Source organism: Klebsiella sp. RHBSTW-00215 (assembly GCF_014103785.1).
GTDB lineage: Bacteria > Pseudomonadota > Gammaproteobacteria > Enterobacterales > Enterobacteriaceae > Klebsiella.
In genome coordinates, this window is the sequence record NZ_JABXQS010000001.1 from 4,077,118 (window position 1) to 4,091,350 (window position 14,233).

At 50.6% G+C, this 14,233-nt stretch carries 13 protein-coding genes; 5 read left to right on the top strand and 8 right to left on the bottom strand.

Translation table 11 applies throughout. From position 1 onward, the window contains the following. Positions 1 to 169 precede the first annotated feature (169 nt). Both HV127_RS19350 and dgcJ read right to left on the bottom strand, forming a co-directional pair. On the bottom strand, positions 170 to 670 hold the full coding sequence (locus HV127_RS19350) for a YbaK/prolyl-tRNA synthetase associated domain-containing protein (RefSeq protein ID WP_182238018.1): 501 nt from the start codon (positions 668 to 670) through the stop codon (positions 170 to 172). A gap of 33 nt (positions 671 to 703) precedes the next feature. Then, positions 704 to 2,200 carry a diguanylate cyclase DgcJ gene (gene dgcJ / locus HV127_RS19355; protein ID WP_182238020.1) on the bottom strand — a complete coding sequence of 499 codons (1,497 nt, stop codon included), beginning with the start codon at positions 2,198 to 2,200 and terminating at the stop codon, positions 704 to 706. 344 nt (positions 2,201 to 2,544) lie between these two features. On the opposite strand from dgcJ, the gene HV127_RS19360 reads away from it, so the two are divergent. Next, a complete protein-coding gene (locus HV127_RS19360) occupies positions 2,545 to 3,714 on the top strand; it encodes a glycosyltransferase family 9 protein (protein WP_182240734.1) in 1,170 nt (389 codons plus the stop codon). A 51-nt stretch (positions 3,715 to 3,765) separates the two neighbouring features. Here HV127_RS19360 and HV127_RS19365 read toward each other — a convergent pair whose 3' ends face one another. Further along, on the bottom strand, positions 3,766 to 5,049 hold the full coding sequence (locus tag HV127_RS19365) for a YeaH/YhbH family protein (RefSeq protein WP_181482626.1): 1,284 nt from the start codon (positions 5,047 to 5,049) through the stop codon (positions 3,766 to 3,768). 132 nt (positions 5,050 to 5,181) lie between these two features. Beyond that, positions 5,182 to 7,116 carry a protein kinase YeaG gene (gene yeaG, locus HV127_RS19370; protein WP_142514194.1) on the bottom strand — a complete coding sequence of 645 codons (1,935 nt, stop codon included), beginning with the start codon at positions 7,114 to 7,116 and terminating at the stop codon, positions 5,182 to 5,184. Between the two features lie 426 nt (positions 7,117 to 7,542). Here yeaG and HV127_RS19375 point away from each other — a divergent pair, with 426 nt between their 5' ends. Both HV127_RS19375 and HV127_RS19380 read left to right on the top strand, forming a co-directional pair. Beyond that, positions 7,543 to 8,289: a MipA/OmpV family protein gene (locus HV127_RS19375; RefSeq protein ID WP_182238022.1), complete on the top strand. Its 747-nt coding sequence runs from the start codon at positions 7,543 to 7,545 to the stop codon at positions 8,287 to 8,289. 93 nt (positions 8,290 to 8,382) lie between these two features. Then, positions 8,383 to 9,237 (top strand): aldo/keto reductase, encoded by an 855-nt coding sequence (locus HV127_RS19380; RefSeq protein WP_182238024.1) that lies wholly within the window; start codon positions 8,383 to 8,385, stop codon positions 9,235 to 9,237. Positions 9,238 to 9,331: 94 nt separating this feature from the next. On the opposite strand, the gene HV127_RS19385 is transcribed toward HV127_RS19380, so the two are convergent. Both HV127_RS19385 and gapA read right to left on the bottom strand, forming a co-directional pair. Next, positions 9,332 to 10,216, bottom strand: a complete 885-nt coding sequence (locus tag HV127_RS19385; protein WP_182238026.1) for a D-hexose-6-phosphate mutarotase — start codon at positions 10,214 to 10,216, stop codon at positions 9,332 to 9,334. A gap of 74 nt (positions 10,217 to 10,290) precedes the next feature. Further along, a complete protein-coding gene (gene gapA / locus HV127_RS19390) occupies positions 10,291 to 11,286 on the bottom strand; it encodes a glyceraldehyde-3-phosphate dehydrogenase (RefSeq protein ID WP_110273585.1) in 996 nt (331 codons plus the stop codon). A 339-nt stretch (positions 11,287 to 11,625) separates the two neighbouring features. On the opposite strand from gapA, the gene msrB reads away from it, so the two are divergent. Beyond that, entirely contained in the window at positions 11,626 to 12,039 is a 414-nt protein-coding gene (msrB, locus tag HV127_RS19395) for a peptide-methionine (R)-S-oxide reductase MsrB (protein ID WP_182238028.1), read from the top strand. A gap of 43 nt (positions 12,040 to 12,082) precedes the next feature. Next, a complete protein-coding gene (locus HV127_RS19400; protein ID WP_110273659.1) occupies positions 12,083 to 12,358 on the top strand; it encodes a YeaC family protein in 276 nt (91 codons plus the stop codon). A 54-nt stretch (positions 12,359 to 12,412) separates the two neighbouring features. Here the strand turns inward: HV127_RS19400 and yajD are convergent, their stop codons facing one another. After that, positions 12,413 to 12,757, bottom strand: coding sequence for an HNH nuclease YajD (yajD, locus tag HV127_RS19405; RefSeq protein ID WP_112217055.1), 345 nt, complete (start codon positions 12,755 to 12,757; stop codon positions 12,413 to 12,415). Positions 12,758 to 12,859: 102 nt separating this feature from the next. Further along, positions 12,860 to 14,113: a glycoside hydrolase family 18 protein gene (locus HV127_RS19410; protein ID WP_181482619.1), complete on the bottom strand. Its 1,254-nt coding sequence runs from the start codon at positions 14,111 to 14,113 to the stop codon at positions 12,860 to 12,862. Between the last annotated feature and the right edge of the window lie 120 nt (positions 14,114 to 14,233).

Sequence of the window (14,233 nt, forward strand, 5' to 3'; positions counted from 1 at the left end):
AGTAATTACGAGCTATAGTGTGGTTGAAGCTGGAGGGTTAACAATTGCGGGATTTGGTATCAGAATTACGTAAAATGCTTTTCGTGATACCGGTAACAAAGAATGCAAAATAAAATGCAACGTTATCGGAAATAACTCAGATAACGTTGCGATAGAGGCGAGGGAGGGGTCAGACCTCGCGGCGAAAGACCACCAGCTCGGGTTGGGCAATACGTAAATAGTCAGCGGTGTTGAGGATAATCGATTTGTCGAGCTGCCCGGCGTTGAAGGCGATTTCCGGGAAACGCTCAAATAGCAGCGGGTCGGCGACCAGACGCAGCGATGGGTGGAAGCTGAAAGGTGGAATTGCGCCAAACACGCAGGCGGTGAGAGTATCGACCTCTGCGGGGCTGGCCAGTGAGGCTTTGCTGCCGCCGATATGTTCGGCCAGGCGGGCTAAATCGGCCTGTTGATCGGCGGCAAGAATCGCCAGTACGTGTTGATTCACCCCATGACCTTTGACTTTACATACCAGCGCTTTTGCACCCTGACCCAGGGCCGTACCGCGGATCTCGGATACCGCTTCACATTTCCCGACGGCTTCATGCTCAACAACCCGGAAACGAGCATCGGATCGGTTAAGCAACTCGAGCAACTGCTGGTGGGTGCTCTGTATTACAGGCGCGTTCATGTCAGTCTGTCCTTGCGGGTTAAAGTATCCAGCTTAACCTTCTCGTGCCGGAAGTGGATGTTTTTTCTGTTTTTTATTTTCGTACAGCCGGGCATCGGCGATGTTCATCACGTCCACCAGGTTATCTCCCGACGCCATGCTGCAGGCTCCCCACGAGAAATTAACGCGTTTATTGATATCAACCGCCGTCAGGTGTTGGCGGATGCGCTCGGGAATATCCTGAGCATCTTCATTGGCGTAATCGATCAGAATCAGAAAGAACTCGTCTCCGCCCAGGCGAATACCGTAATCGCTTTTACGTATGGACGACGATATGGCCTGCGCGAGCATAACAATAGCCCGGTCGCCTTCGTTATGCCCCCAGGTATCATTAATGTATTTCAGTCGGTCGCAGTCGAGCGCCATAAACACGATGTTCACGCCCTGTTCCGTTAGCTTTTGCAGACGGGACTCAAGGATCGGGGAGAGGATTTTACGGTTGAAAAGACCGGTTAATGAATCGCTGATGTTTTCTTTGAAAACATCGGTATACAAACGGAAGTGCATCCGTACAAGATGCAGCAGTACGCCAGTAGATATCAGGTAAAACAGGAACAGCTTCCAGGAGCTAAGCAGGAAATACATCACGTCCAGCGACAGCGCGATCTGCATATTCTCTGCAACCTGATTGTTGTAGTGGGCATAGCCGAAAATATGCGTTTGGCTGCGGTGAACGATGATTTCGGTTGTTGAATCCGAGTCCGTTAAGGTGATGTCCAGATAGCGCCAGACTAAGGGGCGGTCGGCGGTATACAGGAGCTGTTCAATATCTTTGCGGGTGACATCGACCATCACGACGCCTTTGAGCAGATCCTGGTGATAGACTGGGGTCAAAAACGATAAAATATTCTGCCCTGTTATCGCGTCAACGTAGATGCTGGAAATCAGCGTACGGCCGCGAAGTAAACTATTCAGGTTAGCCTGTGAGATACCTAATTTGCCGTCGTGGAGAAAATTCCAGTTATCCAGCAAACTGTTTTTAATCTCAACTGGTGAATGAAAATAAACATATTTATTATTTAAATCAATGAAGTAGCGTAATTTTTTATCGGATTTATAAGGGCCGGTTTCGTGTCCGGGAGTGGTACTGTTACGGTCAATTGTTGTATCAAATACCTGCAAAGCGGGTAGATCGTTCACCCACGCCAGGCATGAAGTTTGATTAGCGCTGAGTGTGCCGTGAAGTAGAGGAAAGGTATACTCTGTAATATTCAGCCCGCTAACGTCACCTTTTGTTTGCATGCTGTCGCAAGCCAGCTGCGCGACGTCGGTAGAGGGAAGGGCATCTAACTTGCGAGCAAACTGGGAGATAATAAGCTGATTTTGATATTTATCGTAGAGAAAAGCGTACTCGCCTTTTTCGACGATATAGCGCATATATTCTGACATGTCCCGATGGCTGGCGACTAATTCATACACCAGAAATGAAGAGGTCAGAACAACCACGCCCGCAGAAATAAAATGGCGGAGTAATTTATTCTTTAATTTCATGATGATAGTTCCGCCAAAGTAATTGCGCTGATTTTATCATGCCCAGACTGGGTATGTCATTCAAACGGCTTACCTCCGGTGAGCAAATATTGACCGGGGATGGGGGGTAAGTAGCTTCTTAAGTATAAGGCAGCTATGAAAATTGGGTTGCCCGATGATATCCAGGCTAATTCCACAATTTACTCATTTTATCTTCAATCAGTTATGCTGGAATGACAAAAAGTATTACTATTCGTTCTGCGCCATAAACATAAGAATTTTATTTATCAAGCGAACTTTTCTTATTTTTATTAGTCCTTAGCAAGATCAGGAGAAGTACTGTTGATAGTGGTTACGAGGTTATGATGATGGAAAACACAGCGGTGCAGGTATCCCCCAGGAAGTTCAAAAAAATAAGAGAGCTGAACAGGCGCCGTAATTACTTTGTTAAGAAAGTACGCAATGTCTTGCGGGTTCATATCGCCAAAGCATTTTGGGATAATCGCAAACGCCATGATGTCGACTTGTCATCGGCTAAAACGGTTCTGATGATGCGTAATGAAGGGGCGATAGGCGATGTGGTTGTGGATTCGGCGCTGGTTAAATGCCTCCATGAGTCGGGGATGACCGTTGATTTCCTGCTGACAAAGTCAAACAGTCAGGTTATGCGGCACAATCCGCACATCCGTCGCATCTATGAAGCTGAAAATGTCAATTCCGCGGATTACCTGCGTAAATTCAAACACAATGTTCCTCAACCTGTAATTGATGAGCTTGCGAATAATAAGTACGATATTATTATTGACCCCTCGCTGTTTGATATCCCTGTACACAGAATGCTGCTGCTACGGCAAATAAAAGCTAAGTCAGTGCTGGGGTTTAATAAGTGGGCGTCGATTAACCACTACACCAAGTCCTTTGATTTTGACTGCGAAAACTGGCACGTCAGCAAGACATTTGCACTTATTGCCGATCACCTGAAGCTGGATAAAAAGCATCTGGAGTCCTATGACCTGCATATTCCGCAGGATACCTATCAGCAAGTTCGCGAGTATCTGGCCGGTTTGGATGGGCGTAAGGTGGTGATTAATATTTTTGCCGGGCATCAGGACCGCAGTTTGTCGCAGGAACAACTCGCGTCAATCATTGAAAAATTACGCTCAGATTATCCTGATATAAACATTGTCTTGCTCGATCATCGCAATGAGATCCGCATTCCTTTGCCCGAAAAGGTGAGGGTGAATCCGTTTAAAACGCTGCACCATACTATGGCGCTGATTGCACAAGCTGATTTGGTTATCTCACCGGATACTTCCGTTGTGCATATGGCGGCGGCATGGAAAAAACCGCTGATCGCCATCTATAAAGATGTGCGCATGAACAATCGGCTTTGGGCTCCTGGCTATGACAACGCGCGGCAGATCATTGTCCAGTGCGGTAAGGTGCATCAGAAGCAGAACCTCGCCAGCCTGATTATGGCTGAGATTGATTCTGACCTGCTGCCACTGACGCCGGAGTGTGAACAGGTTGGCTAAGTGAGGGTGGAAACAGCCAGCAACAACGCGTCGCTGGCTGTTTTGGATAGACTAACCGTCGGATTTTGACGTCTGCTTGTGGAACAGTTCGCGGAACACCGGATAGATATCCTCCGGGTCGCGGATATGTTGCATGGCAAAGTTCTCGAACGTTGACTGCAGGTGCTCATATTCGCGCCACAGCGTCTGATGTGCGCGTCGGGTTATCTCGATATAGCTGTAGTAACGCACAACCGGTAGAATTTTCTTCGCCAGCAATTCGTGACATAACGGCGAGTCATCAGCCCAGTTATCACCATCCGATGCTTGTGCAGCGTAGATATTCCACTGCCCCGGGTCGTAACGCTCCTTGACCACTTCATCCATCAATTTCAGGGCACTGGAGACGATCGTGCCGCCGGTTTCCTGCGAATAAAAGAATTCGTGTTCATCGACCTCTTTAGCTTGCGTATGGTGGCGTATATAAACGACATCCACGTTTTTATAGGTCCGGCTGAGAAACAGATACAGCAGGATGTAAAAACGCTTGGCCATATCCTTGGTTGCCTGATCCATCGATCCGGAGACGTCCATCAGGCAGAACATCACCGCCTGGCTTGAAGGCTCTGGTCGCTTTTCATAGTTCTTGTAGCGTAGGTCAAAAGTGTCGATAAACGGTACGCGGTCGATTTTCGCCCGTAGCTCGGCAATCTCTTTACGCAGGCGTTCCTCTTCCAGCAGCTGTGCTGGTTCGCTTTTGCTGATGATATCCAGATCTTCTTCCAGCGCGTGCAGTTGCCGACGCTTACCCGCTGTCATTGCAGTACGCCGCGCCAGCGAGTTTTGCAGCGAGCGAACGACGCTGATATTAGCCGGTACCCCGTTGGCGGTATAACCTGCACGGTGGCTCTTAAACTCCGTCAACTGCCGTTGCTGATTTTTTTTCAGGTTTGGCAGGGCCAGATCTTCAAATAACAGATCCAGATATTCATCTTTCGAAATCTGAAAGACGAATTCATCTTGTCCTTCGCCGTCGGCGCTGGCTTGTCCCTGACCGCTGCCACCACCGCCACCGCCGCCCTGTGGGCGTTCGATGCGGTCGTTTTGTACAAAGTGATCGTTACCCGGGTGCACGCGATTGCGCAGCCCGCCGCGACCCTGATGAAACATCGGCTCGTTAATATCGTCCGTTGGGATGGAGACGGACTCTCCGCTCTGAATATCAGTCACCGAGCGTTTATTGATAGCCTCGGAGATCGACTGTTTTATCTGCGCTTTATAACGGCGCAGAAAGCGCTGCCTGTTGACTGCGCTTTTGTTTTTCCCGTTCAGGCGTCGGTCTATGAACCAGGTCATATGCCCTCCTGTACTGCATTTGCCAACTGATGCCCTTGGTCATTCCGGCGGGAGCGTGTGCCCCGCAGCAGAATGTCACTGGGTATACGCAGTTTTATTAGCCCGGCAGTTATTGCCTGCCGGGCTGGTCTATCAGGATGATTTACGGACCCGCAGATACCATTCGCACAGCAGACGAACCTGCTTGCGGGTATAACCTTTCTCCATCATGCGGTCGACAAAATCATCGTGTTTCTTCTGCTCATCGGTTGACGTTTTCGCGTTGAAGGAAATGACTGGCAACAGCTCTTCGGTATTAGAGAACATTTTCTTCTCAATAACCGTGCGCAGTTTTTCGTAGCTGGTCCAGTTTGGATTACGCCCGCTGTTATGTGCTCTGGCGCGCAGCACAAAGTTGACGATCTCGTTACGGAAGTCTTTCGGATTACTGATCCCGGCCGGCTTCTCGATTTTTTCCAGTTCCGCATTCAGCGACTCGCGGTCAAACAACTGACCGGTATCCGGGTCGCGATACTCCTGATCCTGAATCCAGAAGTCGGCGTAGGTGACATAACGGTCAAAAATGTTCTGCCCATACTCAGAATAGGATTCAAGGTAGGCAGTCTGGATCTCTTTGCCGATAAACTCAGCGTATTTCGGGATCAGATAGCCTTTGAGGAACTCCAGGTAACGCTCGGATTGCTCCTGCGGGAACTGTTCGCGCTCGATTTGCTGTTCCAGGACGTAGAACAGATGTACCGGGTTAGCAGCGACCTCCGCGTGGTCGAAGTTGAATACCCGCGAAAGGATCTTAAAGGCGAAGCGGGTGGACAGGCCGTTCATCCCTTCGTCGACACCGGCATAATCGCGATACTCCTGGTAGGATTTCGCTTTCGGATCGGTATCTTTCAGGCTCTCGCCATCATAAACGCGCATTTTTGAGTAAATGCTCGAGTTTTCCGGCTCTTTCAGGCGCGACAGAATTGAGAAGCGCGATAGCGTTTCCAGGGTGCCTGGGGCACAAGGCGCATGGGTCAGTTCACTGTTGTTAAGCAGTTTTTCATAGATACGGATCTCTTCCGAGATGCGCAGGCAATAAGGCACCTTGACGATATACACACGGTCGAGGAAGGCCTCATTGTTTTTGTTATTACGGAAGGTAACCCATTCCGATTCGTTGGAGTGGGCAAGGATAATCCCGTTGAACGGCAGGGCTGAGATCCCTTCGGTGCCGTTATAGTTTCCTTCCTGAGTGGCGGTCAGCAGTGGATGCAGCACCTTAATTGGCGCTTTGAACATCTCAACGAACTCCATCAACCCTTGGTTGGCACGGCACAGGGCGCCGGAATAGCCGTAGGCATCCGGGTCATTCTGCGCGTAGTGTTCCAGCTTACGGATATCCACTTTACCCACCAGCGCGGAGATATCCTGGTTGTTCTCGTCACCCGGCTCGGTTTTGGCGATGGCAATCTGTTCCAGTATAGATGGCCAGACTTTTACCACGCGGAATTTAGTGATATCGCCGCCGAAATCATGCAGACGTTTGGCCGCCCATGGCGACATGATAGTCCCCAGATAGCGGGTAGGCACGCCGTACTCTTTCTCAAGAATCTGCGCATCTTCCTGCGGATTAAAAAGGCACAGCGGGTGATCGTTAACCGGACTGCGCTCCCCGTTGGCGCTCAGAACGTAAATCGGGACGCGCTGCATTAAGGACTTCAGGCGTTCGGCAAGCGATGATTTGCCGCCGCCCACGGGTCCCAGCAGATACAGAATTTGTTTCTTCTCTTCCAGCCCCTGAGCGGCGTGTTTTAAGTAAGAAACAATTTGCTCGATAGCATCTTCCATACCGTAAAACTCTTCAAACGCCGGATAGCGTGCGACAACCCGGTTTGAAAAGAGACGGGATAGCCTGGGTTCCAGGGCCGTATCGACCATGACCGGCTCACCGATGGCCATCAGCAATCTTTCTGCTGCGTTAGCATAAGCACTGCGATCTTGCCGACAGATGGTAAGAAACTCCTGCAGTGTGAACTCTTCGTCCTTGGCAGCTTCATAACGCTGGCGATAGTGATCGAATATATTCATGGCATGCCGTCCTTTCGTATTTAGCACAGGTTGAGAGCCGTTCATATGAATAGTGGGAGCTCCCGGAAGAGGTAAGCCGCACAACGTTCACTGATTCTCCAGCAACCCTTATGCCAGGTTGGCGAAGTCTCCGGATAACGTGCCCCGCAATTACTTCTTCTAAATTAAAGCGTAGATGCATTTGGAAAACTTGCATGGCACAGAAAATCAATTTCAATGACATATCAATAACTCATCAAGAAAAGCGACGGCTTTACTCACGTCTTGTCAACGGGCGTCATCACGCTGTCATTTTGTTGTCAGCCTGCAGTCATCTGAGGATGAGAAATTAGTTAGTTTAGTGTAATGACAGGTAAAGAATTTGAGGCATGACGTTTACAACGTTAAACTGCCTGCGCTGATTATTTGACAACAGGAATATGGATCGTGACTAAAATCAAACTTCTGGCACTTGGTGTGTTGATTGTGACTTCAGCATCCGTCGTACACGCTGAAGGGAAGTTCACTTTGGGTGCGGGTGTGGGTGTCGTCGAACATCCTTACAAGCAGTACGATGCTGATGTTTACCCGGTGCCCGTTATTAATTATGAGAGCGATAACTTCTGGTTTCGTGGTTTAGGTGGTGGTTACTACCTGTGGAATGATACCAACGATAAGCTCTCGATTACCGCCTACTGGTCGCCGATGTACTTTAAGCCGGGTGATAGCGACAGCCAGCAAATGCGTCGCCTGGATAAACGTAAATCCACAGTGATGGCCGGGCTTTCTTACGAACACCATACACAGTACGGTTTCCTGCGTACCGCCCTGGCAGGCGATACGTTGGATAACAGTAACGGCATTGTGTGGGATCTGGCCTGGCTGTATCGCTATACCAACGGTAACCTGACGCTTACGCCGGGTATTGGCGTGGAGTGGAATAGCGACAATCAGAACGAGTACTACTATGGCGTTTCGAAGCATGAATCAGATCGCAGCGGTATGCGTAGCTACGATCCGGATAGCAGCTGGAACCCGTACCTGGAGCTGTCGGCAAACTATCGTTTCCTCGGCGACTGGAGCGTATACGGCGTTGCACGCTATACCCGCCTGTCTGACGAAATCACCGATAGCCCGATGGTGGACAAATCCTGGAGCGGTGTGATTTCTACCGGGATCACTTACTCCTTCTGATTGTGCTTCTTTACAAGGCAATTCGTGCATCAAAACAGGGCGTAAAGCCCTGTTTTGCATTACGGTGGTGCAATCAAACGACAGGAGGAATTTATGGCAGAAAGGACAATACGTTTTGGTGAGCATGATGCAGTCCCGGTAATTGGTCAGGGTACCTGGTATATGGGCGAAAATCAGGCGCTGCATGCTCAGGAGGTCGCTGCACTACGTGCGGGCATCGATCTGGGGCTGACGGTTATCGACACGGCGGAAATGTACGCTGATGGCGGTGCGGAAGAGGTGGTGAGCGAAGCGATTCGCGGGCAGCGTGACCGTGTAGTGCTGGTTTCCAAAGTCTATCCCTGGAATGCTGGTGGGCGCAAAATAGCCAGCGCCTGCGAAGCCAGCCTGCGCCGCCTGAATACCGACTATCTTGATCTTTATTTGCTGCACTGGCGCGGTGATTATTCATTGCAGGAAACGGTTGAAGGCATGGAAGCGCTGGTGGCGCAGGGGAAAATTCGTCGCTGGGGCGTGTCGAATCTCGATTACGATGATATGCAGCAGCTCTGGCAGACGGACGGTGGCGATCAGTGCGCGACCAATCAGGTGCTCTACCACCTGGCTTCCCGCGGTATCGAGCATGACCTGCTGCCGTGGTGCCAGCAGCAGCGGCTGCCGGTGATGGCATATTGTCCACTGGCTCAGGCCGGACGCCTGCGCAATGGACTTTTAAATCATACCGTTGTGAAAAATATCGCTGAAGCCCGAGGCGTCACCGCCGCACAAGTGCTACTGGCGTGGGTGATTAGCCATCAGGGTGTGCTGGCTATCCCAAAAGCAGCAAGCATCGAGCACGTAGAGCAAAACGCTGCAGCGCTGGAAATTATGCTCAGTGCCGAGGAGCTGGCGCTTCTGGATAAAGCCTATCCGGCACCGGGAAGAAAAACGCCGCTGGATATGGTTTAAAGAAAAACCCCGACTCAGCGGGGCTTAAGTACCGTAGGCCGGGCAAGGCGTTGGCCGCCGCCCGGCACAAATACAAGACTATCCAATCTGGATCTTAGCGTTTCACCACGCGAATGGTTTGCGCCAGGCGCGAAGGTTTCTCTTCGCTGGCCTTCTGTGGCTCGATCGCGCAGCAGCTTTCTACACAAACGAAGGTTTTATAACCATCGTCAGGCATATCGCCCATGCTGACAGAAAGCGCCGGTCCTGGGTTCCAGCCTACCACGTTGCTGTTATGGTGATGGATAACGTCGATGTTGCGGTTCAACGCGTCGTCATGAATTACGCTGCAGGCATCCGCATTCAGATAAACGCGGTCGGTACGGTCAGGGAACGTCTGTACGCCGTCGCTTAATACACCCTCTTCGGCATTATTGACTTTATCAACGTAACGATCGCCAAGGCCGCTCACTTTCACCGCGGCGATATCACCAACATTGAAGTAGGTGTGCAGGGCGGAAGTGGTTTCAAATTCGCCGTGTGCTTCCAGCTCAATCTCACAGGTTTTACCCAGTTTGAAACGGGCTAATAGCGTGAACTCGTGCGGCCAGTACTGGCGAGTCGCATCGCTGCTTTGCAGTTCAAAGGTCAGCACCGCGCCGTTGTCGTCTTCTTTATGCGCTTTCAGCGTCCACGGCAGATTGCGCGCGAAGCCGTGTGAAGGCAGGCCTTGCTGTGCCGCTGGGCCAAACCACGGCCAGCAAATCGGTACGCCGCCGCGCAGGGCAACGCCATTTTTGAACGGTGTGTTACCGCTGAGCCACAGAACTTCTTCTTCTCCGGCAGGTTTCCAGGAGAGCAGATGAGCGCCCTGGAGGGCAAAGGAGGCTTTAACCTGCGGATGGTCAACGACGATTAGCTCAAGGTCATCAAGCTGACGGCGGGAGAGGACAGGGGTAAGCTGTTCGATAACCGGGAGGGCAAAAATTTTATTAATCATTACGCAATCCTTTATCTTCAGACAAAAAAAAGAGCGACCGAAGTCGCTCTTACAGATTACTTTCTCATCTCAACTTATTTGGAGATGTGAGCAATCAGGTCCAGAACCTTGTTGGAGTAACCCGTTTCGTTATCGTACCAGGAAACCAGTTTCACAAAGTTGTCGTTCAGAGCGATACCTGCTTTAGCATCGAATACTGAAGTGCAAACTTCGCCGTTGAAATCGGTAGATACAACGTCGTCTTCGGTGTAGCCCAGAACGCCTTTCATTGCGCCTTCGGAAGCAGCTTTGATTGCTTTCTTAATTTCTTCGTAAGAAGCAGCTTTTTCCAGACGAACGGTCAGGTCAACAACAGATACGTTAGGAGTCGGAACGCGGAACGCCATACCGGTCAGTTTGCCATTCAGTTCTGGCAGTACTTTACCTACAGCTTTAGCAGCACCGGTAGAGGACGGGATGATGTTCTGAGCTGCGCCACGACCGCCGCGCCAGTCTTTGTGAGACGGGCCATCAACGGTTTTCTGAGTTGCGGTGGTCGCGTGAACGGTAGTCATCAGACCTTCGATGATACCGAAGTTGTCGTTGATAACTTTAGCCAGCGGAGCCAGGCAGTTGGTGGTGCAGGATGCGTTAGAAACGATGTCCTGGCCTTCGTATTTGTCAAAGTTAGCGCCTTTAACAAACATCGGAGTGTTGTCTTTGGACGGGCCAGTCAGAACGACTTTTTTCGCGCCAGCAGTGATGTGTTTACGAGCAGTCTCGTCAGTCAGGAACAGACCAGTTGCTTCAGCAACTACGTCAACGCCTACTTCGTTCCACTTCAGGTTAGCCGGATCACGCTCAGCGGTAACACGGATTTTTTTACCGTTAACGATCAGATGACCGTCTTTCACTTCAACGGTACCGTTGAAACGGCCGTGAGTGGAGTCATACTTCAGCATGTATGCCATGTAGTCAGCGTCTAACAGGTCGTTGATTGCAACGATCTCGATGTCAGAACGTTCCTGAGCAGCACGGAAAACAATGCGACCGATACGGCCAAAACCGTTGATACCTACTTTGATAGTCATATATTCCACCAGCTATTTGTTAGTGAATAAAAGGTTGCCTGTAAAATTACAAAAACCTTACGCAGCGTCAAGCGGAATCGTGTCAATCATTGCGACAAATCAATCCTCAGCATACCTTTGCGCGATTGATTTACCCCACTTTCCCTTTGAGCCCAATTCCATATGGGGGCTGCGCCCGGAATTTTAAAGGGCATTAAAGATAAAAACGTGATCTTAATCACAATTGCGTAGCTGCCTTTTGGCATCGCCTAAGTTTAGAACAAAAGTTCACGCTTCATTGTTAATATTTTGTTAGAATTGACGCGAAAAGTTGTCCTTTACACAGCGAGAAGCAAGCCAATGTCGAATAAACCCTCCTCGGACGAGCTCAAAAAAGATTTGAGCGAGATGCAGTTTTACGTGACGCAGAATCACGGTACTGAACCGCCGTTCACCGGGCGGCTACTCCACAACAAACGCGATGGCGTCTATCACTGCCTGGTGTGCGATGCAGCGCTGTTTCACTCGCAAACCAAGTATGATTCGGGCTGTGGTTGGCCGAGTTTTTATGAGCCAGTCAGCGAGGACGCGATCCGTTATCTAACGGACTACTCCCACGGTATGCAGCGCACTGAAATTCGCTGCGGAAAATGCGATGCTCATCTTGGACATGTGTTCCCGGACGGTCCGCAACCCACCGGCGAGCGTTTTTGTGTTAATTCGGCGTCTTTAAGCTTCACCAATGATGAAAATGGTGAGCAAATTAAAGGTTGAAAAACCGATTCAGCAAATTATTCCAAAGCGGGGCTGGCGGAAGATGGAAATTGAACAAATTATCGATAGCATGACGCCGGAAGTTTATCAGCGTCTGGCGACGGCAGTGGAGCTGGGGAAATGGCCGGATGGCGTGGCGTTAACGGCGGAGCAGAAGGAGAACAGTCTGCAACTGGTTATGCTCTGGCAGGCCCGACACAACGTTGAAGCGCAGCATATGACTATCGATACCAACGGACAAATGGTGATGAAGAGCAAGCAGCAGCTAAAGGTTGAGTTTGGCATTACGCCTGAACCGATTGCGACGTTTAAATCCTGATAGCCTGGCCCGGCTGTTGAACGCCGGGCGCTGAAGCGTAATGAGCGCCTGGCGTTACTTCTTATTCATCATTGCTTTCAGATCGGCAAATGGGTTGTATTTTGCTTCGCCGATGTCTTTCTGCGCATCTTCGCCCGCCACCACCGTGGAGCCATACTGATCGGCTTCAGTGTATTTGGAATGTTCATGGTCGTGGCAATACAGGCACAGCATCTCCCAGTTGCTACCATCTTCCGGGTTATTGGAGTGATCGTGGTCGATATGGTGCACCGTTAACTCACGCAGGTTCGAATAAACAAATTCGCGCGAACAGCGCCCGCAGACCCAGGGAAAAATTTTTAGCGCCTTTTCGCGATAACCGACTTCAAGACGGGCGTAGTTTTTGGGGATAAAAGCCATAAGACCCCATGCCTCCTATAGAAAATGAAAAACTGCGCCAATGTCTGGCGCAGCGGATGGTGATAATCATAACCTATTGTGCCTGGCATGGCACAGAGTCGATCAGTGCTTGATCCCTAACGTCTCTGCGAGCTGTTTCGCTAACTGGTTTTGATCGTCCGCGCCGTACTCCCAGAACATCGCGCCTCCCAGGCCCTTGCTCTTGATGTACTCCGCTTTGATAGCCACCGAGCGTGGGTTCTCGTAGGAGAGGGCGAACAGCGCTTTACCGTCAGCCGACTGCACCGACAACCACGGGACCTTCGCTTCATCATCCCAGTGCTGAGTAAAACGCTTCTGCGGATCGTTGATTAGCTTCGCCACAATGTCGTTGTATTTCACATAGGTATCTTTGGTCAGATCAAAACCTAACGACTTGAACAGCTCAACTTGCTGTGCTTCGAAGTAAGGCTGCGTCGCCGGATTTTTCTGTGCATCAGGTTTGCTCCAGTCGATGCCCGGCTCGACGGCGCGTTTAGGCACCCGGCCATAGAAACCAATACCCAGGTTCATCTGGCTCGGTTTTAGACCAGCGGCAAGATAGTTATTGACTACAAAATCGGCGCTGTATTTATCCGCTGCCGCCACCGTCGGCCACTGCGTCGAGTCATACAGGTTGGAGTTGAAGTACTGGGTGCCGTACGCCATGTCGTAAGTCATCAGGTTGATGTAATCAAGCGACGGGGCAATCGCTTTCACATCCACCCAGCTTTTCGGACTCTCCGCGTTTGCGCCCACGGCAATGGTGACCAGCTTGTTATGCCCAAAGGCCGCCCGTAGCTCTTTCAGCAGGGCAGTAAAGTTATCCCGATCGGCCGGTTGGCTGGCGACCAGCCCCCATGCGCCGTTGACCGGATACTCCCAGTCGAGGTCGATACCATCAAGACCATATTTTTCAACAATCTCCTGTGCTGACTGAATAAATACCGCACGGGTCTCCTTCGTTGCCGCTGCGCCAGAGAAGCCGCGTGCCCCCCAGCCGCCGACGGAAAGCAGAACTTTCAGATTCGGATTCTGCTTACGCAATGTGGGAATTTTCTGCAAATCAGCCTGCACTTTCGGTGATAGCCAGATTTGATGCAGCTTGCTGGTGTCTTTTAGAGCGTCGTTGGTTTCGTCTTTTTCGTCGTTATAGACCAGACCAAACGAGTAGTTGAGATGGGTAATCTGGCGCACGTCCAGCTTATCGATATCGCCGCCAGGACCGGCAGTGACGTCACCACCACCGTTAAAGTAGCCGACGGACATCAGTGAGTTAGCGGAAACAACGCTCGCGCAGAGCAGGGGTAATGCTGCCAACAAAGGCAAAAGTTTCATATCTGATCCTCTTTGACTAAAAAGACATTAAAAACAAACACGCCACGGAAATGGCGTGGCGAAAAAACAACCTTAGCAGGCTAGCATCATCCACAATACAAAACTGCGAAGGTGTTCACG